Origin of the sequence: Afifella sp. JA880 (genome assembly GCF_025379905.1) — a bacterium.
Taxonomy (GTDB): domain Bacteria; phylum Pseudomonadota; class Alphaproteobacteria; order Rhizobiales; family Afifellaceae; genus Afifella; species Afifella aestuarii.
The window spans coordinates 744,670-769,146 of record NZ_JAOANH010000002.1; the positions used below are offsets into that span (position 1 = coordinate 744,670).

Here is a 24,477-nt window from a genome sequence, read left to right on the forward strand (position 1 = left end):
CCCCATGCGCGTGCTTATGGCCGTGGCCGCCACAGCCGCACGAGCCGTGCTTGTGCTCCCCGTGCTCCCCGTGCTCCCCGTGCTCCCCGTGCTTGTGCTTGCCGTGGCCTTTGCCACCACAGCCGCAGCCTTCATGCTCACCGGCGGCCTGGTCCTGGCAGCAGCGATCCGCTGCAGCCTCCGCTTGATGAGATTTCTCTGTCATGTCGCATCCCTTCCTAAAGAACGCGATATCGCGCCTTCACAGGGAAGCGGGTCAAGCGCCACGGGACGATCGACGAAGCCGCCTGCCGGCGCAAAGTGTCACAGCACGACAGGTTCGTCCTTCGCCTCCTCGGCGGCCTCGTCTTCGGTCGGCTGGGTCGTGAAGCCCTGGAGGCTGCCGAGCTCTTTGCTGTCGCGCTGGATCTCGACGGGGCTCGTCACATAGGCTGTGATGAGTTCTGCGAGAGACCGCAACGCATGCATGTGGATGCGCTCGTAGCCGTGGCTCGCATCGACGCCGAAGGTGATGAGCGCCGTACGCACATCGGCGCCGGATTCGATCGCAGAGGCCGAATCGGAGCGGTAATGGCGGAAAACGTCCTTCTGGTAGCGGATGTCGTTTTCCAGGCAGAGACGCGCGAGCTTGCGCGTCAGATGGTAGTCGAACGGGCCGGTCTGGTCGGCCATGGCGACAGTGACGCCGAATTCCGAAGAGTTCTGGCCGGGAGCCGTCGTGCCGTTGTCGACCGCCACCATCGAGGCGACGTCGTGGGAGAGGATGGCAGAGGCGCCCACGCCTACCTCTTCGGCGATGGTCAAGAGGAAGTGGATGTCGACCGGCGTGATCGCATCTTCCTTCACCATCGCTTCGAGTGCCGCAAACATGACTGCAACGCCCGCCTTGTTGTCGAGATGGCGCGAAACGATGAAGCCGTTTTCGACGAATTCGGGTTGCGGATCGATCGCCACCATATCGCCGACCTCCACACCGAGTTTTTCAAGCGACGGCTTGTCGGTCGCCGGCGCGTCGATGCGAAGCTCCACGTAATCCCAACCGACCGGCAGGGTGTCGACCTCATCGGCGAAGGTATGCCCCGAGGCTTTCAGCGGCAAAATCGTGCCGCGATAGGAACCGTGATCGGTAAAAATCGTCGCCCGCGCCCCTTCCGCAAACCGCGCCGACCAATGGCCAACGGGCACGAGTTCCAGACGACCGTTCTCCTTGAGCCCCTTCACCTGGGCGCCGAGCGTATCGAGATGGGCGACGATGGCGCGGGCCGCCTTGCGGCGGGAGCCCTGATAGATGGCACGAATGGCGCCCCGGCGCGTGATCTCGTAGCCGACGCCGAGCCTCTCCAGCTCCGCACAGCAATCGCGCACGATCGTGTCGGTGTATCCGGTCGGGCTCGGCGTCGCTAAAAGCCGCGCCAGCCAATCGGCCAGGTAGTCCGTATCGATCGCGAGCCGCGTCATCATCCCTTCCTTTCCTGCGCCATTCTGACGGAGGCGGGCATCGAGAGCGGAAACAGAAGATCGACGAAGCGCTGCGCGGTCGGCTGCGGTTCGTGATTGGCAAGGCCCGGTCGCTCATTCGCCTCGATGAAGACATATTCCGGCAGATGCGGCGCCGTCACCATCAGATCGATGCCGACCACAGGAATGTCGATGGCACGGGCGGCCGAAATCGCGGCCTCGACGAGCGTCGGATGCACGGCCGCCGTCACGTCGTGAATGGTACCTCCGGTGTGCAGATTGGCGGATTTCCGCACCTGCAGCGTCTCGCCCTCCGGCAGGACGGAATCGAGAGAAAAGCCATTGCGGGCGATGCAGCGTTCCGTCTCTCCGTCGAGCGGGATCTTCGATTCTCCGCCGGTCGCCGCTTCACGCCGTCGGCTCTGCTTGACGATCAGGTCGCGCACGCTGCTCTTGCCGTCGCCCACCACCTGCGCAGGAACGCGGATTGCTGCGGCGACGAGCCGGAAATTGATGACGATCAGCCGGAGATCGGTGCCGGAGAAGTAAGATTCCAGCACCACCCGGTCGGCGGATTTCTTTGCCTCTTCGATCGCGGCCTTGACGTCATCGAGCGTGTCGAGATCGACGGCGACGCCCCGCCCCTGTTCACCGCGCGCCGGCTTGACGACGACGCTCTTGTGCTCGGCGAGGAAGGCTTCGAGCTCCTTCTCCTCACCGGCTTCCATCTGGGCGGGCACCTTCACCCCGGCTTTTTCCACGATACGACGAGTCGCCGACTTGTCATCGCAAAGCGACATGGCGACCGCGCTCGTGAGCTCTGACAGGCTCTCGCGGCAACGCACGGACCGTCCGCCGGACGAGAGCCGGAAGAAGCCCGCCTGATCGTCGATCACCTCGACATCGATGCCCCTCCGCCGCGCTTCATCGACGATGATCCGGGCATAGGGGTTGAGGTTCTCGGCCGGGTCGGGGCCGGAAAAGAGCTTCTCGTTGATCGGGTTTTTGCGCTTCACCGCAAAGATCGGGATGCGCCGGAAGCCGAGCTTGTCGTAGAGATTGATCGCCTTGTCGTTGTCGTGCAGGACGGAGAGATCCATGAAGGCCGCCCCGCGTGCCTGATAATGCTCCGCGAGCCGGCGCACCATCGCCTCGCCGATGCCCGGGTAAGGCGCCTGCGGATCTACGGCGAGACACCAAAGCGAGGAGCCACGCTCGGGATCGTTGAAGGCCCGCTGGTGATCGACGCCGGTGACGGTGGCGATCACCTCGCCCGTCGCCTCGTCCTCCGCGACGAAATAGGTGAGCGCGCGGCTGTCTCGGTTCGACCAGAAAAACTCCGGATTCACCTGCACCATGTTGCGGCTCGCATAGATGCGGTTGACCGTCTCCGCATCGGCCAGAGAAGTCAGCCGCCGCACGAAAAAACCGGGCAGCTTGCGCCATTTCGCCCGGTAGGTGGTGAGATCGAGCCGGTACGTGTGCGAGGGATCGAGGAAGAGCTCGTTCGGAGCCGCCGCGAGCACGACATGCGGGTCGCGCACATAAAAGGCGATATCGCGCCGGTCGGGGCCTTCCGCCCCGAGCTGGTCGATCATCGCCTCACTCGTCTCGAATGTCTGCGTAAAGAGGATGCGTCCCCAGCCACAATCGATCACCGCATTGGGATGCGGCCGCTCGCTATCCTGCTCGAGATGCGGCCGCGTGCCCTGCTCGCGCATGCGCAACAGCCTGTGGCCAACGACATTGGCGCGTTTGCCCTGGCCCTTCTTGTCCGGTCGGCGTGACATGACAGCCCCCTGTTAAAGCTCGTGGTTCTGCAGCCAGAGCTCCAGGAGCCCCACCTGCCAGAGCTCCGACCCACGGAGCGGCGTGATATGGGCACTCGGATCATCGAAGAGCGCGTTGAGATAATCGCTGCGGAAAAGACCACGCTCACGGGCGGCTTGGCTCGTCAGCGTGTCGCGCACCATGTCGAGCGTATCGCCGGCGATATATTTGAGCGCCGGAACCGGGAAATAGCCCTTTTCGCGATCCACCACCTCTTTCGGCACGACCTCGCGTGCCACCGCCTTGAGGATGCCTTTGCCGCCATCGGCAAGCTTGTGCTCCGGCGGAATCCGCGCGGCGAGCTCGGCAAGCTCATGATCGAGGAAGGGGACGCGAGCCTCCAGCCCCCAAGCCATCGTCATGTTGTCGACCCGCTTCACCGGATCGTCGACGAGCATGATGGTGGAATCGAGCCGAAGCGCCTTGTCGACGGGATCTTCCGCCCCGGCCTTGTTGAAATGCGCCTCAACAAAGGCACGCGCCTCGTCCTTGGCAGCCATCCAATCCGGCGAAAGATGCTGGCCGAGCTTGTCGTGGTCGCGGTCGAAGAAGACCTTGGCGTAATCGGCGGCCGGATTGTTCGAATGCGCGAGCGGCGGGTACCAGTGATAGCCGCCAAAGATCTCGTCGGCGCCCTGTCCGGATTGCACGACCTTGATGTGCTTCGCGACCTCCCGCGACAGGAGATAGAAGCCGATGTTGTCGTAGGAGACCATCGGTTCCGACATCGCCGAAATCGCGCCCGGCAGCTCTTTCAACAGGTCGGAAGACGGCACGAAGAGCTTGTGATGGTCGGTGTTGAAATGCTTGGCGATGATGTCGGAATAGACGAATTCGTCGCCCTTCTCGCCGTGCGCCTCCTCAAAGCCGATCGAGAAGGTCATCAGATCCTTCTGCCCGGCCTCGGCGAGAAGCCCGACGATCAGCGAGGAATCGACGCCACCCGAAAGCAGCACGCCGACAGGCACGTCGGCGACCATGCGGCGGTCGACGGCCGTCCGCAGCGCATCGAGCACCATCTCCTGCCATTCGCCGAAGGAGCGGGTCACCTCTTCGCTGGAGCGTTCGTAGCGCGGATCCCAATAGACCTTCTCACGGCTCGTCCCGTCAGCCTCGATCACGCGGATCGTGGCGGGCGCGAGTTTCCGCACGCCCTTGAGGATGGTGTAGGGGGCGGGCACGACCGCATGGAACGACATGTAGAATTGCAGCGCCACGGGATCGATCGTGGTGTCGACACCACCCGCCTTGACGAGCGCCGGCAGCGACGAGGCGAAACGCAGCGTGCCGTTCGTCTCCGAAAGATAGAGCGGCTTGATGCCGAAACGGTCGCGCGCCAGCACCACCCGGCCGCTTTCGCGCTCATGAATGGCGAAGGCGAACATGCCGTGGAAGCGGTTGACGCAGCCCTCGCCCCAGGCATGCCAGGCCTTGAGGATCACTTCCGTGTCACCGGAGGAGAAGAACCGATAGCCCTTCGCCTGAAGCTCGGTGCGCAGCTCCTGGTAATTGTAGATGCAGCCGTTGAAGACGATCGACAGACCGAGATCGGAATCGACGAGTGGCTGTTCGGAGCGTGCCGACAGATCGATGATTTGGAGCCGGCGATGCCCGAGGCCGACACGGCCTCGAATGACGGCCCCGGAGGAATCGGGACCGCGGGCGGAGAGGACGTCGAGCATACGTCCGATCGCTGAAGGATCGGCCTGCGAGCCGGTGAAGCTCACTTCGCCGCAAATGCCGCACATGAAATTTTCTCTGCTGGTTGAGGAATAAGAATGAAACGTTGCCTCTGGTTTTAGAGAACCTGGCGCAAAGGTCAAAAACCCAGCGAGGAAGCCTCGCCCGACCGTCTTCCTTCAGGCGTCGATCCTCTTGTCGGATCGTCCGCCCAGAATGCCTTCCGATCATGTCGCAGGAGCGCTCGAAATTCACCCGAGCCGGTCGGAAATTCTTTTGTGTTCCACGGGGGATACGCCGGGCTCCAAAGCCCTCCGCGGCGAACGCGGGCGCTGCGGGCGCCGGGATGATGCGAGAGAGTGAGAGACGCCGACCAATCCGCGACGTCTTTGCGCATCGCGGCAGTTTTTCGAGAGACAGGCGCCCGCAAAATCGCGAAGCTCAGCGCTTCATCGCAAAGCGCAGCGCTTCTCTCTGAATTTTCAAGCGAACGTTATCCCGTCCTCGCCCCGCAACGGGAACTGAGTTTCCCACTGCCGATTGGTTCGCAGAGCCGGGTCTAAGCCCGCCGGCGCAGCTTTCGGAGGATCATCATGACCAGAGGCATGTTCTTGGGGACAGGCGGAATTCTCGCAGCGACGCTCCTCGCCAGCACCAGCCTTGCCCAGGAGGCGCTTTCGACGGAGGGACCGAACATTGCCGTAGAAACCGTGACGGAGAGCCTGTCCCATCCCTGGGGGCTCGCTTTCCTGCCCGATGGTTCGATGCTGGTGACAGAACGCTCCGGAAACCTGCGTCATGTCACGCCCGCCGGAGACGTATCGGAGCCGATTTCTGGCCTGCCCGAGGTCGACAATCGCAGCCAGGGCGGACTTCTCGACGTCACCCTCGATCCCGAATTTGAAGAGAACCGCCTCGTCTATTGGAGCTATGCGGAACCCGGTGACGGCGGCACGACCTCGACGGCCGTTGCCCGCGGCGAACTCTCCGACGACAGGACGGAGATGCAGAATGTCGAGGTGATCTTCTCGCAAGAGCCCAAAGTCGCAAGCTCCGCCCATTATGGCTCGCGCCTCGTCTTCGACCGCGAAGGCCATCTCTTCGTGACACTTGGAGAGCGCTTTTCGAGGGCGTTCCGCGGCCAGGCGCAGGAGCTCGATTCCGATCTCGGCAAGATCGTGCGCCTCAACCCGGACGGCTCGATTCCGGACGACAACCCTTATGTCGGCCGCGATGATGCGCGCCCGGAGATCTGGTCCTACGGGCATCGCAACGTCCAGGCGGCCGCGCTCAATCAGGAGACGGGCGAGCTTTGGGAGATCGAGCACGGCCCGAAGGGCGGCGACGAGCTCAACATTGCCCGCCCAGGCGAGAATTACGGCTGGCCCGTCATCTCCTATGGCGTCAATTACAACGGCACACCCGTCGGCTCCGGCAAGGCGCAGGCGGAAGGCATGGTCGATCCGCTTTATCAATGGACACCGGTGATAGCCCCCTCCGGCATGATCTTTTACGAGGGAGACATGTTTCCCGAATGGCAAGGGGACATTTTCGTCGGGGGCCTCGCCTCACAAGCCCTCGTTCGCCTGGAGCTGGACGGCGAGAAAGTGGCCCACGAGGAACGTCTCCTGCACGAACGTTCCCAACGCATCCGCGATGTCGCCGAAGGGCCGGATGGCGCGCTCTACCTCCTGACGGACGAAGCGAACGGAGCCATTTGGCGGGTACACGCAGGCAAGGCCAGGTGAAGAGAGTGGGGGAACCGCGAAGAAGCGCTAGCAGGTCTGCCCCTCAATGGCGCCTCAGCGAAGGATGCCTCAAGGAAGAAGTGCAGCGAGTGCGCAAACGAGCTGGCGCCCGATGATCGGCTTGTTCAGCACCGGCGCATCCGGAAAGCGAGGCGCCACGTCCTCGAGCTTGCCGTGCCCCGTGCAAAACAGGAAGGGCACGCCAGTTTGGGCGAGCCGTTCGGCCGCCGGATAAACCTCTTCACCGCGCAGATTGATATCGAGAACCGCCGCGGAGTGGGGAGGATCGTTGCTATTGGCAATGGCAAGCGCCTCCGCGAGCGTGGAAGCAAAGGTCACCGCGGCCCCGGCCTTCTCGAGCTCGTAGGCAAGGTCCATCGCAACCAAAGCTTCGTCTTCTACCAGTAGGATCTGACAATCGCGGAGAGGTGCCGCTTTCTCTCCTGCACAAGTGGCGGGCATACGAGCTATTTCTCCTGCAAAAACGTCTTCTGCTGGCAAACGGCAATACGCAGCTCGGATTTAACGCGACGGAACGAAAGTGGTTCCGGCGAGAAGACATTTTTTGGAAAACCGTCCTTTATTCCTGTCGCAACGGGACGGGTCACGCCTGAGCGCTCTCCTCGACGGCTGAGCCAGGGTAGTCGGACACGACGAGCGGCGCAATGGGAACTTCAAGGTCGAACACGAGACCTTCCGGTTCGAAGCGGGTCTCCGTGCGGGCACGAAGCTGCACCCTTAAGACATCGCTCAACAGCCGCGAGCCGAAGCCGCGCCGCGCCGGAGAGACGGCGGGAGGCCCCCCGCTTTCGCGCCATTCCAGGAACAAAGTTCCGCGCGTGTCTCCGCTTTTGTCCTCCTCGACCCGCCAGACGACGGACAGATGACCCTCGGCCTTTGAAAGCGCGCCATATTTGACCGCGTTGGTGGCGAGCTCGTGGATAGCCATGCCGATCGGGACGGCTTGTGCTGCCGCCAGCTCAAGATTCGGCCCTTCGAGGTGAACGCGCTCCGGATATGGCTCGAGCTGCCCGCGGATGAGATCCCCGAGAGGCACTTTCTGCCAGGCAAATTCTGTCAAAAGGGTATGTGTGGAGGCGAGAGACGACAAGCGCCCCGCGAAGGCATCGTTGAAGGCACTCATATCCTCGGCCGAACGTGCCGTCATACCGGCGATTGCCTGGACGACCGCCAGAGTGTTCTTCACCCGGTGATGGAGCTCGCGGATCAAGAGCTCCTGCTTGACCTGGGTTTCCTTGCGGGCCGCGATTTCCTTCTGCGCGGCCTCGAAGAGATTGGCGTTGTCGATCGCAATTGCGGCCTGGGCGGCGAGCCCCACAGACAACCGTTCCGCCCGCGTCCCGAACGCATGCGGGTTCGAATGGGCCAAAAACAGCTCGCCATGCACTTCGCCCGAGCGGGAGATGATCGGCACGGCAAGGAAGCTGCCGACGCCGGATACTTCACGCTCCTGCGTCCACTCAGCGGTTTCGTCGACCCGCAGGATATTGTGACCGGAACGCAGAAGCTCGCCCCGATGTTCGGAGACAAAGCTCAGAAAACCGGGGCGAAAGTCCTCGCTACGGACAACGATACGATCGCTCTCGTTTCTGTCCACCCGCCTCTGATCAGCCGGCAGAAAGGCGCCCGCACGCGCCCCGCTCATCACGACGCTCGCCTGCACGATGGTGCGGATTGCGCGGCCAGGATCGAGCTCAGCGGAAAGGATCCGGCTCGCGCCGTTGAGCGCCTCGAGCGCCTGGGTTTCTTCCCGCAGCGCCACCGTTTGCCGCGCCACCTCGTCTTTCAGGAAGGCTCTGCTTGCGTCCTCGCGCCGGGCCTGATGGCGGGCGAAGGCGGTCAGAGCGATTAGCGACAGAATTGCCGCAAGCGCGAAGAACGCGTTCGGCTGAGCCTGCTCCAACCACAATGAGGAGAGTGCCTCCCGCGGCACGCTGACACGAACGTAAATCGGCAGATTGCCGACCTGGTGATAGGAGCCGAACCTGACGTCCTTTTCCTGCGCCAGGTTGGTGTAGCTCCCCTCCTCCGGGTTTTCCGCAAGCATCTCTTCGAGTGCCGCGTTGAAGGGGAGCGGCGCGGTCTCAGCCGGAGCTTGCGGAAAACGTGCCAGGACCGCCTGATCGCTCTTACGGAAGAGCGCGACGCGGGCATCGGGCGGCAGCGGGATGCGTTTCCAGAAGGTGTTGAAATAGTCGAGCGCGAGGCTCGCCGACACGATGCCTTTGAATTCATCCCCGCCGAGCCGGCGACTGACGAGGAAGGTCGGCCTGTCCGTTACGCGTCCGATGATCGGCTGGCCGACGAAGAGACCGGCGTCCTCCGCCTGGTGGGCCTGAAACACATCACGGTCAGAGAGATTGGCCTGCGGAGCCGGAAAACCAAAGGTGGTGAGGCGCAGGTCGCCCGTGCTGTCATTGACCCACAATTCATCGACATAGGGCAGATCGGCACGCAGCTCGGTCAGCTCTTCGAAAAGCGGCCGCGAGGCTTCGATCTCGTCCCAATTGCGCTCGCCGATGGCATCGACGGCCTTCCTCAGCGCAAGATCGGAAACCTCAAAAAGCCTGGCGGCGTGATCGGCCAGAAAAAACGCGGAGCTCGCCGTGGCACTGCGCGTGTTCTCCGTTAAATCGCGCCACTGCAGGTAGGAGATCGACGCGACCGCAGCGAGCACGATGAAGGCGCCAAGCACACCGACGAGCGCGGCGGTGCGAGCCAGAGAAGGGCTCGGCGGGGATGGGGACGGTTCCTGGGAAGCCGGAGATTCATAAAGAAGCCTGGAAAGCGGCACGCTGGCGTCACCTATCGAACGGGCGGGGCATGAAGAAGGAGATCCGCCGAGAATTGTACGACTGAGTGGCGAACATCAAACCGTGCTAGAAGAATCGACCATCGAATAGATCTAGGTTGTTTGTTCGCGTCTTTGAAGCACGCACAGCTCCGCAGACAAGGGCAACATGACCAAGTTCATGTGAACGGCAAGCCTAACGGGCGCTGCCTCGCCTCAACAGCCTGGCCGGTAGAAGGGAATAAGGATCGTGCACGGGGACGAAAGCTGTCTGGTCCGCAAGATATCGCATTACATCCCCCTGAGCGATGCCGAGAGACGTCTGCTCAGTGAATTGGAGCGAGAAAGCCGCACGGTCCGGCGGCACGAGACACTGGTGGACGAAGGCGAGACGAACCGTCTTTTCGTTCTGGACTCTGGCTGGGTCTACACCTTCGTCCACACGCCAGACGGCCGCCGTCAGATCCTCGACCTGCATTTTCCGGGCGACGTCGTCGGCACCAACCAAGTCGCGTTCGCTGAGAGCACCTACGGCATCGCAGCCGCGACGGATGCCACCATCTGCCCGTTCCCGAAATCAGGCCTCCATGGGGTCTTCTCGAATTCTCCGAAGCTCACGGCGCTCTTCTACACGTTCGCCATGATCGACCATGCGGCAGTTCTCGACCGCCTGCGAGCCACCGGTCGCATGCCAGCGGCCTCGCGGGTGCTTCTCGTTCTTCTGCAATGCCGGGCGCGCCTGCGGATCATGGAGCCCTCCTCCGCCGGTGGCTTCGAGTTGCCTCTGCAGCAGGAGGTCATCGGCGACATGGTTGGCCTCAGCAACATTTCCGTCAGCAACGCGCTGAAGCAACTCAATGAGGATGGGCTCGTCGCCCGCGACGGACATCGCATCTCGTTTCCCAACGAAGAGCGTGCGACGGAGCTGACCGATTTCGCGGACCACTATTACGAGATCGACACGAGCTGGTTCCCGAGCCGTTAGCCGCGTGACCGTAGATGGGAATTAAAGCACTTTAATGCACGCTGCGGACCGCCACGACATCACCGAGGATGACGCGGCACCCGACAATTCCAAGCGTGAATGCAAGCATCCGATCATGACGACCGTCCTCCAGAGACGGCATCGAATTCCAGCGCCGCCCCTGGCCCCGACAACCTTCGCCTTGAAGCGGTCTTGAGGCTCGTCGAAGCCGCCAAACTCTGCCGCGCTCTTCTCGGCATCGAACTGGCTGAGATCGGCATTCATCCCGGCCAGGACCAGCTTCTGCGCGCTTTGTATGGGAATGGCGAACACTCCCCCTCCTCCCTGTCCAGGGATTTACGTGTTCGTCCGCCGACGGTCAGCAAGATGCTCGAGCGGCTCGAAGCGGGCGGCCTCATCGAGCGCGACAACCACCGTTCCGATCACCGGAGAAGCGTTGTGCGCCTGAGCCGCGACGGCGAAGCGACGCTCAGCACCATCGATGCCGTCTGGAAACGGCTCGCGGAGATCGCCACGCGCGACTTCTCGCCGGAAGCTCTCAACAGCGCCGCCGCCGTTCTGGGACAGATGGAAGAGAACCTCGCCACGGCGCTGCACCGTCTGCGTTAAAGCACGCTGTTTTCACAACTTATCGGCACGGTATTTTGACGCACCCGTTGACGCTCTTCGGGCCGAAGGCATATTGCAGGCAGGAGCATGTCCGTACCGAATCCGGACGTGCCAAACATCTAGGAGCGCAATTCCATGCGGCTCACGAAACAGACCAGTCAGGCGCTGCGGATTCTGCTGCACTGCGCGCGTCTCGGACGCCAGACGAATGCCGGAGAGATCGCGCGCGCGACGCTCATCACGGAGCACAATGTCGCCAAGCTCGTCGCGCTCCTGGTGCAGGGCGGGTTCTTGAAGACCATGCGCGGCCGCACAGGCGGCGTGCGTCTCGCCTGCACGCCCGCTGAGATCCATCTCGGCGATGTCGTGCGCCTCACGGAGGCGACGAGTGTCGAGGCCGATTGCTTCGGCGAAACGATTGACTGCTCGATCCGACCGCTGTCGCCGGTCAACCGGATCTTCAGCCAGGCGCTCGGAGCCTTTACGGAAGTTCTCGACCAGCACACGCTCGAAGACCTGATGGTGCGCAATCCAGGGCACAGCGGCGACGCAGGTGACGAGATCGATCGTTTGACGATGGGTGTCGATATCCCCGGGATGCTGTCGACCTAGACCCTTCACCTCTCTGGATGAACGACTGCGAGCGGGCGTTACGTGCGGCGCCCGCCTGACGGTAACTCCGCCGCGAGCCGCTTCTCGACCGCGCCCCTCGGCTCGGTGAACCGCGCCAGAAGATCGTAGAGCACGGGCGTCACGACGAGCGTCAGAAGCGACGCGAGCATCAGCCCCCCGACGATGACGACGCCGATCGCGCTGCGGCTTTCGGCTCCGGCGCCGGATGCCAGCACCAGCGGTACGGCCCCCAGCACGGTTGAAATCACGGTCATGATGATCGGGCGAAAGCGCAGGATCGACGCTTCGATCACCGCCTCGCGCACCTCCATTCCCTCGTCGCGCAGCTGATTGGCGAACTCGACGATCAGAATCCCGTTCTTCGCCATCAAGCCGACCAGCAGAATGATGCCGATCTGGCTGTAGATATTGAGCGAGAGCCCAGCGAAATAGAGCGCGTAGATCGCCCCGGCGAAGGCGAGCGGCACCGAGAGCATGATCACGAGCGGGTGGACGAAGCTCTCGAACTGCGCCGCCAAAACCAGAAACACGATGAGGATCGCGAGACCGAAGGTGACGGCCACGCCGCTCGATGTTTCGAGATATTGCTGCGACTGGCCGGCAAACGCGATCTGGGCTTCCGGCGGCAGGCTTTCCGCGGCCGCCTCGCGGATGAAATCGATGGCGGAGCCGAGGTCGTAGTTTTCTGCAAGCGCCGCCTCCAATGTGATGGATGGCAGGCGATTGTATCGGCGCAGCTCCGGCGCCGCCGCGGCTTCCTTGACGGTCACGACCGATGACAAGGGGAAGAGATTCTCTCCGTCCCCGGCGCGCATGAAGATGTTGCCGATATCGGAAGGCACGCGTCGATCTTCCTCGCGCGCCTGCAGGATCACGGGATATTCGCGGCCACGGTCGACCCAGTCGGAGATTTCGCGCGAGGCGAACATGGTCTGCAGCGTCTGCGCGACCGTCTGAACGCTGACGCCGAGATCATCCAGGCGCTCGCGGTCGATGCGAATGTCGGCCTGGGGCTGATTTTCTTCGAAATCGAGCTCGGGATTGCGCAGCCCCTCGTTCTGCCGCGCCTTGTCCAGAAGCGTATTGGCCCATTCCTTCACGCTCTCGAAGTCGGGGCCACCCACGACCACGCGCAGCGGCGTGCTGCTGCCGCGAAGACCGAGGCCCGCGGGCGTCACCGGAAATCCGGTCGCTCCGATCACCTTGCCGACGGCCGGAATGATGTCGCGCTGCACCTCCGCCTGGCCGCGCTCACGCTCCTCCCAGGGCGCCAGACGCACCAGCACGAACGCACGATACGGACGGCCCCAGGACCCGACGATCGAATAGACCGAGCGCACGTCTGCGCCTTGAAGAAGCGGCTCGAGCTTCCGCTCCAAAACGCGCACTTCGCCGTCGGTATAGGCGGTGGTGGACCCCTGCGGCGTGGTCAGCGGAACGAAGATGACGCCGCGATCCTCTTTGGGTGTCAGCTCTCGCGGCAGCTCCTGATAGAGAAAGATGCCTCCTCCCGCGACGACGAGAGCGACGGAGATCACGACGAGCGGCATGCCGAGCGCCCGCCGCAGCAGACCTTCATAGCCACGCCTGAACCTCGAAGGCCGACCGCTGTCATCCTGGCCCGCCGGATGCCGATGTCGCTTCAGGAGCCGCGAGGCAAGGACGGGACACAGTGTCAAAGCAACAAAGGTGGAGATTGCCACGGCACTCGCCATGACGAAGCCGAATTCGGTGAAGAGCCGTCCCGCCTGCCCCTGCAGAAAGGAGATGGGGATGAAAACGGCGATCAACGTGAGCGACGTCGCGAGAACGGCAAACGTCACCTGCCTTGAGCCCAGAAACGCCGCCACCATCGGCGTCTCGCCCTCGTCGATACGCCGCTGGATATTTTCCAAAACCACGATCGCGTCGTCGACGACGAGCCCGATCGCGAGAATGAGGGCGAGCAGCGTCAAGACGTTGATGGAAAAGCCGAGCGCCGAAATGAGAATGAAGCAGCCGATCAACGACACCGGGATGGTGACGGCCGGCACCAGCGTCGCGCGTACCGACAAGAGGAATGCCAGAATGACCAGCACGACGAGGACGAGAGAGATCACGAGCGCGATCAGAACCTCGCGGATCGACGCCTGAATGAAGACGGCATCGTCGGACCCGACGGTGATCTCCATCCCCTCCGGCAGCGTCGGGCGGATGCGCTCCAGCTCGGCGGCCACGGCCCGCGAGATGGCGATCGTATTGGCCTGGGATTGACGCGAAATGCCGAGACCGACCGCCTCCACGCCGTTGAGGCGCACGAGCGTCGTGTCATCTTCCACGCCGAGCTCGACTTTCGCGATGTCCTTCAGCCGAACCGGGAAACCGGCAATGCGATCGACGACGATGTTCGAGAAGGCGTCCACGCCGGCGACGCGACTGTCGACCCGCACGGCGAGCTGGCGACGCGAGGATTCCAGATCTCCGGCCGGCAATTCGACGTTGTTGCGGCGGATCGCATCTTCCACGTCGGCAACGGTGAGATTGCGCGCCGCCATCGCTTCGCGGTTGAGCCAGATGCGGATCGCATAGCTGCGCTCGCCGAAAATCTCGACATTGGCGACCCCGTCGAGCGTCGCCAGCCTGTCCACGAGATAGCGTTGCAGATAGTCGGTGATCTGCGCCGAAGACATATGGGGGTCGGTCACCGCAAGGCGGATGACGGGATCGGCATCGGCGTCGTTCTTGACCACCTGCGGTTCGTCGACATCATCCGGCAGATCGCCCCGCACGCGCCCCACCGCGCTCCGGACATCGTTCGCTGCCTCGTCGATGTCGCGGCCGATGACGAATTCGATGGTGGTGCGGCTGCGGCCGCGCCGGCTTTCGGAGCTGATCGACTTGACGCCGCTGATGCCGGCGACGGCCCCTTCGATCGTCTCGGTGATATCCGTATCGACGATTTCGGGCGCCGCCCCAGCGTAGGACGTAGTGACGGTGACGACAGCGGTATCGACGTCGGGCAGTTCCCGGATCGGAATGCTCAAAATCGCCGCCAGCCCGAAGACCACGATCAGGATCGAGGCGACTGCGGCGAGAACCGGCCGCTTGATGCTGATATCGGAGAGAATCATCCGATGCCGTCAGCGTCCGCCGCCGCCTTGCCGTTCTCCGCATCTTCGACGATGCGGATTTGTGATCGGTCGCGCAGGCGTTGCACGCCGCGCACGATGACGGCTTCACCGTCCTCAAGCCCCTTGGAGATTTCGACCGCCCCTCTTTGCCGCTGGCCCAATTCGACGGCGCGGCGCCGCGCCGTCTCGCCATCCGCCACGAACAGATAGGCGCCGTCCCCCTCCACCATCACCGCTTCTTCGGGCACCATCACCCCGGTGCGACGATCGAGGACCACCGAGAGCGTCATGAACATGCCGGCCGGCAGAACGAAATCTTCATTGGGGATGGACGCCCGGACCTTGAAGGCGCGCGAAGCCGGATCGATACGGCTGTCGATGGCGATGATCTTCCCGGAGAAGGTCTTGTCGGGGAAAGCCGCGCTGCGCGCAAAGATCGGCATCCCGGCCTCGATCTCGCCGAACGCAGTTTCCGGCAGGGCGAATTCCACTTCGACGGACGAGAGATCATCGAGCGTGGTGATCACCGTCTGGTCGTCGGCACGCGCACCAAGGTCGATCCGGCGCAATCCGGCAATGCCGGAGAACGGAGCCCGCACGGTGCGATCCGCAAACCGGCGGCGGGCCCGCTCCAGCTCGGCCTCCGCGGTGACCCGCGCCGCCGTCAGAGTTTCGACGGTGGCGGCCGTGACCGTGTTCGACTGATGCAGAGAGCGAGCCCGCTCCAATGCGAGCTCGGCCTCACGCAGTTTCGCTTCCGCCTCTTTGACGTCCGCCGCCTCGATATCGTCGTCGAGCGTCAACAGCGGCGCGCCAGACTCGATCTTCTGGCCGGCTTCGAAGAAAAGCTCGGTGATCCGTCCTGACGCGAGGGGAACGATCTCGACGGAACGGCGGGCACGCGTGGAGCCCACCGCATCGAAGCTACGCTCGATCGTCTCAGCCTTGGCACGTGCCACCTCGACGGCGATCGCCGCAGGGCCGCGCGCGGCCCGCGCCTCCTCGCTGCCGCGGCTCCCGTTGAACCACGTGTCGAAGGCGGCATAGCCCGCCAACGCAGCCGCTCCGATCAAAGCGACGAAAATGACCTGCTTCACAAGGGACAAAGAGGCGCTCCGCTGTCGCGACCTTTCAGCAGCCGACGCGGGGGCCGACCGGGCACATCAAGAGATGGCATGTTACCGCGCCGCACACAGGAAGAGCGACTTAAATTTCTGTCAGACGGGTGCGCCGGGCGCACTGCGACACCTGGCTCGGAGAGCTTTGCGGCCAGGGCATGACCTTCATAAGGCTTCGAGACGACCCCCGATCATTTGGTCGTGACGATAGGCCTCCTCCAGCTCAGAGGAGGAACGGCCGGAGGCAGAAATGATCGGCAGGCGCCATGCCAGCCGGATGAAACGGGTTGTGCGGGACAACTTTCCCCACTTGACGTCGTCGGTCGTTCGACAAATGTTTCAGATTGCTCGCAGGATTGCGAGACGTCCCTCATTGACTGACCGAGACCGCCAGAACCGCATGACCAAGACTTGGAAGAATGCACCCTCGCCGTGCATTGACGTGTGCAAATTCAAGCGCAAAGGCCGCTGCATCGGCTGCAGCATGTCGCGAGAGGACAAAGCCTCGTTCAAGCGGCTCGACAGCAAGGAAGACAAGAAGGCCTTCCTGAAAGCCTTGGTGGAGAGACTGAGGGAACAGGGCGGCCTTCCCTTTTGGGCGACCGCCTACCGTCGGAAATGCGAAAAGCAGGGCGTTCCCTGCCCGCTCGACAAGCTCACAGTAGACGCATGAAGGAAGGGCGCGGCGTTCGATCGCCTCGTCCTAAACCCTCGTCCGCGTCGTCGAAATCAATCCTCGTCGACCTCTTTGTGCGGCTGCGTCGGAGCCGGCGGGTCACTTGCGGGGAATGATTCCTCAAGCCCTTCGTCGAGCTCGCGATCAAGCTTTTCCGCCGCGAGCCTTTCCGCGGCGAGCCTTTCCGCGGCGAGCCTTTCCGCGGCGAGCCGGTCCGCATCGCTCTCTCGCGTCGTCTTGCCCGCTTCGGATGTTGGCCGGCCGGCATGTCCATGAATCCCTTGACTGCTCATGCGAACACTCCTTCGCATACATCACGGGACTACAACGCATCAGGGGCCGGCGCGTTCGCACCAGCCCCTGACGAAAATCGGCGTATGAGGAGCCGTAAAGGCTCCCTCTTCGAAACCGATCAGGCGTTTTCGCCGAGATGAGCCCGCAGCATCCACGCGAACTTGTCGTGCGCGGCCACCCGCTCGGTGGCGAGATCATTGGTTGCCCAATCGCCGTGCTTTTCCGACACGCTGCACAGAGCCGAGAGCGTGGACGACAGCGTCTCCTGGTCGGCCAGGAGCGCGGCAACCATCTCGCGATCGGTCGCATGCCCGTCATGCTCTTCCACGGCGCTGCGCTCCAGATACTTCGAATAGCGGCCTTCCGCATGCTCATCGAGCGCCTTGACCCGCTCGGCGAGCACGTCCATCGCCTCGAAGTGATCTTCGTACATTTTCTGGAACAGCTCGTGCAGCGGGCCGAAAGCCATGCCTGTGACGTTCCAGTGGAAATTCTGCGCCTTCGTCATTTCCACAGCCGTCTCCGCGAGACTCTGCGTGAGACCCGCGACGATGTCCTGTTTCGCGCTCGGTTCAATTTTTGCTGCCACCAGACCCATTGTGCCCTCCATCGGTGCGATTCGGCATCTGCCTAAATTAGAATATCTCTAAACTATGCCAGACACGTTCCGGCTTCAAGGGGTTTCCGCAACGAGAGCAAATGCCAGCCCGCGCGACAAGAAACGCAGCCAGCGGTGCCCCTCGGGCTTGACCCTCCAGGCGATTAACGCGCGAACGCTCATTTCGTCGCCTGAGCGCCATGCCTCCATTAGTCGCAGAAGCCAGGCCTCGTCCGTGGAAAAATTGCGCGTACCCGGCCGGTAGAAAACGAGCTGTCGTCGTGCCTTGGACGACATGGCCCGAAAAAAAGCGATCGCGAAGCGTTCGAGCGACGCGTCCGGATCGGCGGCCAGCACGAAACAGGCGCGTTCGAGATCGGTTTGAGAGGACAAAAGACTTTTGAGGACAAACCAGCGCAGACGGTTGAGCTCGATCTCTTCCGCTTGCGTCAAACCGCGTGCATCCGAGGCCCTCGGGCCGAAGGCTTCGCAGGCGGGAAAGGCGACAACATTCGCCCCCTGGTCGGAGGAAATCACCTCCGCGGCTTCGCTACCCTGTCCATGCCTCAGTGCCATGAAACCTCTCTGCGCAAGCGCCTGACAATAGGATCGCACTTTTGAACGGACATAAAGTAGACAATAAGACTCCGATTTCAAAGGCCTTCGGCGGCGCAGCGCGCTTCCCCGCACCGCCGCATGAGCGTGAGCATGCGATCGTCTGGAGGGACGATCACCTCACCGAAAGCATGACGGAGAGAGATCAGACGCCGCTGTGCGCCACTTTAGCGAAGCCGAACGCGCGCAAGCCTGATGGGGAAATGATGGACGGTTCCCGGCCGCGGCCGCCGCTCTGTGGACGGTGGGGACGCAACCGGCGGCTCTCTTGCCTGACGGGCGAACGCGTGCTCCGCACGCGTCCTCGTCAGAGCTTCATCATCTCAGCGATCTTATCGGCTGGAATCCGCCCACGGCAGAACTGAACGCCCATGCGTTTGCCGCGCCGCCACGCGAGCTCGCAAACGATCGCGATATTCACCTGAGGCACGGCGAGGATCATCTCGCGCTCCGGCGTGATGCCCTCCTCGACCTCGAGCTGCGCGCCGGCGGTGGACAGGTCGCGGATGATGCAGCGTGAGATGCTGTTTTCCGTAACCACCAGATGGGCGTCGATCGCCGTCTGCAGCCGCACCGCGCCACGACGGCGAAAGTCGAGAAGATCTGTCACCTTGTCGGCAACGGCATTGGGCGTCTCCGCGGCACGGGCCTCCGTGTCGCGCGGCGCACCATCCTCCCGCTGCAATTGGGTGTGCCGCCCAAAGCGGGATCCTTCCGGCCGGGCATCGGCTGGATTGTCTGCGATTGGCACATCGGACGCGCTGCCAGGCAGCGCCTTCGAGTGAAGCATCGTATCCCCTCCGGGCCGGACTGAGCACGGCCTGCCAGAGAACTATAGTCGGAGAAAATGAGAGGAACGTTACCGCACCGACCCCGGCTATCTCGGAGCTGGCAAGAGATCGGAAAGCATTTTTCTGGGCGGCCTGAGGCCCCTAGCCTTGGCGGATGAGCTTTCAGACCTCGGCGATCTTGTCGCGAGGCCACACCGCTCCCGAAGCCCTGGCGCCGACGCACGAACAAAAAGACCGCCCGCCTCGAAAAGAGACGAGCGGCCGGAACATGTCTCCGCGGCTCGGCACATGCCGAGGCGATCCCGGGACGATCAGCGGCGACCGAGAAGGACGCCGATGATGAGAGCGATGCCCGCCGCCTGCACGACCGGATTGGCAAGAGGCGAACCGCTTTGGCGAAGCGAGCGCTGCATCCGGTCATAGGTGTCGTGCGCGGTGGAACTCATCTCGCTGAGAGGCTGCTCGACGGAACGTGCCTGCTCGCGGTGAGGCCTCAGAGCCAGAAGCAGGACGATAAGCCCAATGACGAAAAGCACGGCACCGATCACGCCCGCAGATGCCAGCGATCCCCACAGGCTGGAGAGCCAGATATGAAGCGTCACGAGCCCGAAACCGAGCGCGTAAAGCAGAATGACGGCGCCGATCGCCATGAGAATGGCCTGCCGCGCCATGACGCGGATACGGCGCCGCAGATTTGCGGCGCCGTAGGCAAAGCTGATCGAAGAAAGCAGCCTGAGCATGAAGACTAGCGCCGGGAAATGGCGCCGACGAGGAAGCCCAGCCCCAACGCCACGAGAACGGCAGTGAAGGGATTGCGACTGATCGACTGGCTCAGATCATCGGACAGAGCCTCGGCTTCGGACATGGCTGCGTCGGCGCGCCTGCGGCCTTCGCGGCGGTAATAATCGGCACGTTCGTTCAGCATGTCTTTTCCTTCGCGGGCGCCGGTGCGCAAAAGGTCTGAGATCCGGGTGCTGAGTTCGGCGACATCCGCCTTCAGAATCTCGAACTCGGCGTTGAGGTCGTGGCGAACGTCTTCGGCCTTGCGCTTGGTCTCATCGGCCTTGCGTTCCGTCTCGCTCTTGCCGCCGGGCACATTCGTCTCTGCCATGGGATGCCTCCTTCTATCGATTGGCTGGGTCGCTCAGGTAACGTGGCGCTGCGAGCGGAGTTCCAAGCAAAGACGGGGGTTTTGCCGGTGTGGCAAACCTGTTCGACCAGCTTTGAGCCGCCGTGCGACTGCTCAGGCGGCGCAGGCTTGTTCGCTCGTGGTCTCCTGAGCGATCACGCCACCGCCCAGAACACGCGCATCGGACGCATCTCGATCGTAGAAGACGCAGGCCTGCCCCGGCGCCACGCCCATCTCGCTATCCTCGAGAATGACAGACGCTTCACCGGCTTGCACGGAAACGGATGCTTTGACCGGGGGGCGCGTCGAGCGCACGCGAGCATAGACCTCCTGCCCTTCCGTCCAGGCGGAGGGATCGCCATCCCCGAGCCAGTTCAGATCGCGCAGCCGGAAACGGCGGGTCGCCAAAGCCTCGCGCGGACCGACAATCACGCGCTTTGCCGCGGCATCCAACCGCACGACGAAGAGCGGCTCGGCCGCCGAAATCCCGAGCCCGCGCCGCTGGCCGACGGTGTAATGCATGATGCCCCGATGGCGACCGAGCACCCGCCCGTCGAGATGCACGATATCGCCCTCGTCGGCCGCGTTGGGCTTCAGCTTTTCGATGACGTCGCTATAGCGTCCCTGCGGCACGAAGCAGATATCCTGGCTGTCGCTCTTCTCCGCGACGCTCAAACCGATCTCGGCCGCCAGCGCCCGCACCTCCGGCTTGGTGAAATCGCCGAGGGGGAAGCGCAGGAAGTCGAGCTGCTCGGCCGTCGTCGCATAAAGGAAGTAGCTCTGGTCGCGGTCCGCATCGACAGGCCGGAAAAGCGCACGCCGGCCTCCAACGGAGCGCGTGCGCACATAATGGCCGGTCACCATGGCAGCCGCCCCAAGTTGGCGGGCCGTATCGAGGAGATCGGAGAATTTCACCGACTGATTACAGGCGACGCAGGGCACCGGCGTCTCGCCCGACAGATAGCTCGCCGCAAAAGGCTCGATCACCGCCTCGCGGAAACGGCTTTCATAATCGAGAACATAATGAGCGATGCCGAGCGCCTGGGCGACACGTTTGGCGTCGTGAATGTCCTGCCCCGCACAGCAGGCTCCGGAGCGATGGATCGCCGCCCCATGATCATAGAGTTGCAGGGTCACGCCAATGGTTTCGTAGCCCGCCGCATTGACGAGCGCGGCAGCAACGGAGGAATCGACCCCGCCGGACATAGCGACGAGGACGCGGGCTTTGCTGCGCGGACCTGGCAGCTCAAGATCGATGTCCAGCATGGGCTTTGGTTGCAGTGCTTGCGACGTTCTGTCAAGCGCCCGCGGTTTCTAAAAAAATGCCCCGGTTGCGCTTAAGATTTCCGTTACGGATGGTTAGACGCTTGTTAAGCCGTGCCACCTTATAACGAGCTCAGTTGGTGAGTTTGTATAAGAGTCTGCCATGGCCGAGCATGTCCGACCGAGAGTGAAATACGTTATCGGACCGGATGGAAGCCCGCTCACGATTGCTGATCTTCCACCCCCCAATACCAAGCGCTGGGTGATCCGCCGCAAGGCTGAGGTTGTTGCCGCCGTCCGCGGCGGCTTATTGAGCCTCGATGAAGCTTGCTCGCGCTATACGCTGACAGTCGAGGAGTTTCTCTCCTGGCAGATGTCGATCGAGTCTCACGGCCTTGCTGGGCTGCGCACGACCCGAATTCAGCAATACCGCAATTGATGTCCCGCCTCTAGCGGGGCTTCGCCCCCACTTGCCCTTGACAGCCGCCCGCACCCCGGCTTTGCCGGAATGGTTTCATTGAAATCTCCAGTGATCGGGCGGCGAAATGGCGACAGGCACCCACGAATACGAAGACGATCCGCGCAACGCCGAGATCCTGATCTCGGTCAACGGCGAACTCTTGCCGCGAGACAAGGCGGTCGTCTCCGTCTTCGATTCCGGTTTCATCCTGGGCGACGGCGTCTGGGAAGGCCTGCGCGTCACCGACGGGGGCATCGCCTTCCTCGACGAGCATCTCGACCGCCTGTTTGAGGGCGCTGCGGCGCTCGACATGGATATCGGGCTCGATCGCGCCGGCCTCATCGCCCGGGTGATGGAATGCCTCGCCGCCAACGACATGCGCGACGGCGTGCATGTTCGCCTGATGATCACGCGCGGCGTGAAGCGCACCCCTTATCAGGATCCGCGCATGACGATCGGCGCGCCCACGATCGTCGTCATTCCCGAATACAAAAACCCGAAGCCTGAAATCGCAGGCGAAGGCGTCACGCTTTTCACCGTTCATGTGCGGCGCACGGGGCCTGCCGAGCAGGACCAGAAGATCAATTCCCATTCCAAGCTCAACTGCATCCTTGCATGCATTCAAGCCGCCAAGGCCGGCGCGGATGAAGGGCTGATGCTCGACCCGGCAGGCTTTGTCGCCACCTGCAATTCCACGCATTTCTTCATCGTCCGCAACGGCGAGGTCTGGACCTCGACGGGCGATTACTGCCTCGGCGGAGTCACCCGCGGACAGGTGCTGAAAGCCGCCCGAGAGGCCGGCATCCCGGCACATGAAAGGCGCTTTTCGCTGACCGACGTCTATGGGGCCGACGAGGCCTTTATCACAGGCACGTTCGCCGGGCTGGTCCCGGTCCGCTCCGTCGACGGACGGATGATCGGCACGCTTCATCCCGACAGGCCGAAGCTCTTGCCGCGGCTGACGCAGCTCTACCGCGAGCGCATCCACGCCTTCGCCACACCCTTGTCTTGAGCCCTCTCTAAGGCAAAGACTAAGATTTTAACCACATTGGCACGTGATGGTTTTCTCACGCATTCGTGTTCGCCTAATCTCTCATCGACCTGATGGGGGAACGGGTACCCGTTGGCGGTGCAGCGTCAAATATCTGCGGTTCGAGTCCGCGGTCAGGTCTCCATCTTCCCAGCATTCCAGGTGCCGTGATGGCGTTTGAGAGACCCTCGCCCGCGAAGAGCGACGAGACGATCCGCATCGCCATGTGGTCCGGCCCGCGCAACATCTCGACCGCGATGATGCGTGCCTTCGAAAACCGTCCCGACACCGAAGTATGGGACGAGCCGTTCTATGCGGCATGGCTGAAGGTGACCGGCATCGACCATCCGATGCGCGAGGAAATCTGTGCCGCCCATGAAGCCGATTGGCAAAAGGTGGCGGAGCGCCTCGCGGGCGCGCCGCCCTTCGGCAGCCGTATCTTCTACCAGAAGCACATGACGCACCACATGATCGCGGAGATCGGCCGCGATTGGATGCGCAGCTGTCGCCACGCGTTCCTGATCCGTCATCCGGCGCGCGTGCTCGCTTCCTATGCCCGCAAGCGCGCCGGCCCGAGCCTTTCAGATATCGGATTCGTCGAGCAGGATGAGCTCTTTCGCCTGGCGGCGGAATTGGGCAGAAGGATCCCTCCGGTCGTCGACGCCGACGATCTTCTCGCAAATCCGGAAGCGATGCTGCGTGCCCTTTGCGGGGCTCTCGAGATCGATTTTTCTCCGGCAATGCTCGCCTGGCCGGCCGGTCCCCGCGACAGCGACGGCGTTTGGGCCGCGCATTGGTACGATGCAGTGCATCGCTCGACGGGCTTTCAGCCGCCGGCGCCGCTGCCGGAGTTGGAAGATGACGGGCTCAAGGAAGTGGCGGCCGAGGCATTGCCGCTCTACGAGCAACTCGCCCGACACAAGCTCACGCCCTGATCGCACTTTTGATCGGCGCCCCCGGCCTGACCGAGGGCGCGGAACGATATCTCAGCTTGCCAGACGACCGTGGCCGGACGGAGCTGTCCCGGGGTTTTCCCGGCCGAGCCGCCCTTCTTCGCGCTGAAGCTCGGCGCGCGCGGTTTCAAGCGCCGCCTGGGCGGCTTCGCGCTGCCGATTTAAATCATCAACCGAAGCGAGCAGGTTCTCGCGCCTCTGGCCGGCTGCACGTGCGAAGGTCGAATAGGCGAAATGCTTTTCGTCTTCGATCCCCGTCCGCCGCTTTTCAGCCGCTATCTCGTGTTCTAGATCGGCCGCCATCCGGCTGAATTCTTCGATCATGGCGTCGATCTGGCCGAGCCGCCGCTCGCAATCTTCAACTTTAAAGCGTTTTTGCCGGAGGGATGCGTCTCGCGACTTCATACTCAATACTCCCCAGCCCCGAGGGTCCACCCGCTCCACATGACACCGGCAACGGGCGGCGGTAACCGTTCGTTTACGACTGGCGTTAATGATAGGGACGAGGACTTAAGGCACGGTAAATCGCTTGATGCCGTTTGCTTTGAGTTGGCCGGTCCGGCGCCGGCGCGAAGGCGTCCAGCCGCATCGGTACCACAACGTTTCTCGACGCAGGTGACCCAGCGGAATCGGAATGGAATCAAGACTCTATTTTAAGCAGCTGACGTTATGGGCTTGCTGCCGG

23 protein-coding genes are annotated in these 24,477 nt (G+C 62.9%); 8 read left to right on the forward strand and 15 right to left on the reverse strand.

Annotated elements, in window-relative coordinates; translation table 11 throughout:
- Nucleotides 1-303 precede the first annotated feature (303 nt).
- Genes NYQ83_RS11750 through NYQ83_RS11760 form a run of 3 tightly spaced genes read right to left on the reverse strand, consistent with a single transcriptional unit; the run spans nucleotide 304 to nucleotide 5,036 of the window.
- Nucleotides 304-1,458: an osmoprotectant NAGGN system M42 family peptidase gene (locus tag NYQ83_RS11750; RefSeq protein ID WP_128291823.1), complete on the reverse strand. Its 1,155-nt coding sequence runs from the start codon at nucleotides 1,456-1,458 to the stop codon at nucleotides 304-306.
- On the reverse strand, nucleotides 1,458-3,248 hold the full coding sequence (gene ngg / locus NYQ83_RS11755; protein ID WP_261214842.1) for an N-acetylglutaminylglutamine synthetase: 1,791 nt from the start codon (nucleotides 3,246-3,248) through the stop codon (nucleotides 1,458-1,460). The genes NYQ83_RS11750 and ngg overlap by 1 nt, the downstream gene beginning before the upstream one ends.
- Nucleotides 3,249-3,260: 12 nt before the next feature.
- Nucleotides 3,261-5,036 carry an N-acetylglutaminylglutamine amidotransferase gene (locus NYQ83_RS11760; protein ID WP_261214843.1) on the reverse strand — a complete coding sequence of 592 codons (1,776 nt, stop codon included), beginning with the start codon at nucleotides 5,034-5,036 and terminating at the stop codon, nucleotides 3,261-3,263.
- 525 nt (nucleotides 5,037-5,561) lie between these two features.
- Here NYQ83_RS11760 and NYQ83_RS11765 point away from each other — a divergent pair.
- Entirely contained in the window at nucleotides 5,562-6,716 is a 1,155-nt protein-coding gene (locus tag NYQ83_RS11765; protein WP_128291118.1) for a PQQ-dependent sugar dehydrogenase, read from the forward strand.
- A gap of 69 nt (nucleotides 6,717-6,785) precedes the next feature.
- Here NYQ83_RS11765 and NYQ83_RS11770 read toward each other — a convergent pair whose 3' ends face one another.
- Both NYQ83_RS11770 and NYQ83_RS11775 read right to left on the reverse strand, forming a co-directional pair.
- Complete coding sequence (locus NYQ83_RS11770) at nucleotides 6,786-7,178, reverse strand: response regulator (RefSeq protein WP_261214846.1); 393 nt, start codon at nucleotides 7,176-7,178, stop codon at nucleotides 6,786-6,788.
- A gap of 142 nt (nucleotides 7,179-7,320) precedes the next feature.
- Nucleotides 7,321-9,531 carry a sensor histidine kinase gene (locus NYQ83_RS11775; protein ID WP_261214848.1) on the reverse strand — a complete coding sequence of 737 codons (2,211 nt, stop codon included), beginning with the start codon at nucleotides 9,529-9,531 and terminating at the stop codon, nucleotides 7,321-7,323.
- Nucleotides 9,532-9,778: 247 nt separating this feature from the next.
- On the opposite strand from NYQ83_RS11775, the gene NYQ83_RS11780 reads away from it, so the two are divergent.
- The 3 genes from NYQ83_RS11780 to NYQ83_RS11790 all read left to right on the forward strand — a co-directional run bounded on the left by NYQ83_RS11780 (nucleotide 9,779) and on the right by NYQ83_RS11790 (nucleotide 11,734).
- Nucleotides 9,779-10,513 (forward strand): Crp/Fnr family transcriptional regulator, encoded by a 735-nt coding sequence (locus NYQ83_RS11780; RefSeq protein ID WP_261214850.1) that lies wholly within the window; start codon nucleotides 9,779-9,781, stop codon nucleotides 10,511-10,513.
- 99 nt (nucleotides 10,514-10,612) lie between these two features.
- Nucleotides 10,613-11,122, forward strand: a complete 510-nt coding sequence (locus NYQ83_RS11785) for a MarR family winged helix-turn-helix transcriptional regulator (protein ID WP_261214851.1) — start codon at nucleotides 10,613-10,615, stop codon at nucleotides 11,120-11,122.
- Nucleotides 11,123-11,257: 135 nt separating this feature from the next.
- Nucleotides 11,258-11,734 (forward strand): RrF2 family transcriptional regulator, encoded by a 477-nt coding sequence (locus NYQ83_RS11790; protein WP_261214852.1) that lies wholly within the window; start codon nucleotides 11,258-11,260, stop codon nucleotides 11,732-11,734.
- Nucleotides 11,735-11,772: 38 nt separating this feature from the next.
- Here NYQ83_RS11790 and NYQ83_RS11795 read toward each other — a convergent pair whose 3' ends face one another.
- The gene (locus NYQ83_RS11795; RefSeq protein ID WP_261214853.1) at nucleotides 11,773-14,865 is read right to left on the reverse strand and encodes an efflux RND transporter permease subunit; all 3,093 of its coding nucleotides are present in this window, start codon (nucleotides 14,863-14,865) and stop codon (nucleotides 11,773-11,775) included.
- Complete coding sequence (locus tag NYQ83_RS11800) at nucleotides 14,862-15,962, reverse strand: efflux RND transporter periplasmic adaptor subunit (protein ID WP_261215193.1); 1,101 nt, start codon at nucleotides 15,960-15,962, stop codon at nucleotides 14,862-14,864. The genes NYQ83_RS11795 and NYQ83_RS11800 overlap by 4 nt, the downstream gene beginning before the upstream one ends.
- Nucleotides 15,963-16,233: 271 nt before the next feature.
- Between NYQ83_RS11800 and NYQ83_RS11805 the strand changes: the two genes are divergently transcribed.
- On the forward strand, nucleotides 16,234-16,656 hold the full coding sequence (locus tag NYQ83_RS11805) for a DUF1289 domain-containing protein (RefSeq protein WP_261214854.1): 423 nt from the start codon (nucleotides 16,234-16,236) through the stop codon (nucleotides 16,654-16,656).
- Between the two features lie 56 nt (nucleotides 16,657-16,712).
- Here the strand turns inward: NYQ83_RS11805 and NYQ83_RS11810 are convergent, their stop codons facing one another.
- The 7 genes from NYQ83_RS11810 to mnmA form a co-directional block, all read right to left on the reverse strand.
- Nucleotides 16,713-16,952, reverse strand: a complete 240-nt coding sequence (locus tag NYQ83_RS11810; RefSeq protein WP_261214855.1) for a hypothetical protein — start codon at nucleotides 16,950-16,952, stop codon at nucleotides 16,713-16,715.
- Between the two features lie 119 nt (nucleotides 16,953-17,071).
- Entirely contained in the window at nucleotides 17,072-17,551 is a 480-nt protein-coding gene (locus NYQ83_RS11815; RefSeq protein WP_128291109.1) for a Dps family protein, read from the reverse strand.
- A 75-nt stretch (nucleotides 17,552-17,626) separates the two neighbouring features.
- On the reverse strand, nucleotides 17,627-18,127 hold the full coding sequence (locus tag NYQ83_RS11820; RefSeq protein WP_261214856.1) for a hypothetical protein: 501 nt from the start codon (nucleotides 18,125-18,127) through the stop codon (nucleotides 17,627-17,629).
- 346 nt (nucleotides 18,128-18,473) lie between these two features.
- Nucleotides 18,474-18,956 carry a PilZ domain-containing protein gene (locus NYQ83_RS11825; RefSeq protein ID WP_261214857.1) on the reverse strand — a complete coding sequence of 161 codons (483 nt, stop codon included), beginning with the start codon at nucleotides 18,954-18,956 and terminating at the stop codon, nucleotides 18,474-18,476.
- Nucleotides 18,957-19,268: 312 nt separating this feature from the next.
- A complete protein-coding gene (locus NYQ83_RS11830) occupies nucleotides 19,269-19,697 on the reverse strand; it encodes a phage holin family protein (protein WP_261214858.1) in 429 nt (142 codons plus the stop codon).
- A gap of 5 nt (nucleotides 19,698-19,702) precedes the next feature.
- Complete coding sequence (locus tag NYQ83_RS11835) at nucleotides 19,703-20,068, reverse strand: YqjD family protein (protein WP_128291105.1); 366 nt, start codon at nucleotides 20,066-20,068, stop codon at nucleotides 19,703-19,705.
- A 132-nt stretch (nucleotides 20,069-20,200) separates the two neighbouring features.
- Complete coding sequence (gene mnmA / locus NYQ83_RS11840) at nucleotides 20,201-21,352, reverse strand: tRNA 2-thiouridine(34) synthase MnmA (RefSeq protein ID WP_261214861.1); 1,152 nt, start codon at nucleotides 21,350-21,352, stop codon at nucleotides 20,201-20,203.
- A gap of 160 nt (nucleotides 21,353-21,512) precedes the next feature.
- On the opposite strand from mnmA, the gene NYQ83_RS11845 reads away from it, so the two are divergent.
- From NYQ83_RS11845 to NYQ83_RS11855, 3 genes are all read left to right on the forward strand, one after another.
- On the forward strand, nucleotides 21,513-21,788 hold the full coding sequence (locus NYQ83_RS11845; protein WP_092815821.1) for a DUF1153 domain-containing protein: 276 nt from the start codon (nucleotides 21,513-21,515) through the stop codon (nucleotides 21,786-21,788).
- Nucleotides 21,789-21,894: 106 nt separating this feature from the next.
- Complete coding sequence (locus NYQ83_RS11850; RefSeq protein WP_261214863.1) at nucleotides 21,895-22,821, forward strand: aminotransferase class IV; 927 nt, start codon at nucleotides 21,895-21,897, stop codon at nucleotides 22,819-22,821.
- Nucleotides 22,822-23,009: 188 nt separating this feature from the next.
- On the forward strand, nucleotides 23,010-23,774 hold the full coding sequence (locus NYQ83_RS11855; protein ID WP_261214864.1) for a hypothetical protein: 765 nt from the start codon (nucleotides 23,010-23,012) through the stop codon (nucleotides 23,772-23,774).
- Between the two features lie 51 nt (nucleotides 23,775-23,825).
- Here NYQ83_RS11855 and NYQ83_RS11860 read toward each other — a convergent pair whose 3' ends face one another.
- On the reverse strand, nucleotides 23,826-24,236 hold the full coding sequence (locus tag NYQ83_RS11860; RefSeq protein WP_261214865.1) for a flagellar export protein FliJ: 411 nt from the start codon (nucleotides 24,234-24,236) through the stop codon (nucleotides 23,826-23,828).
- Between the last annotated feature and the right edge of the window lie 241 nt (nucleotides 24,237-24,477).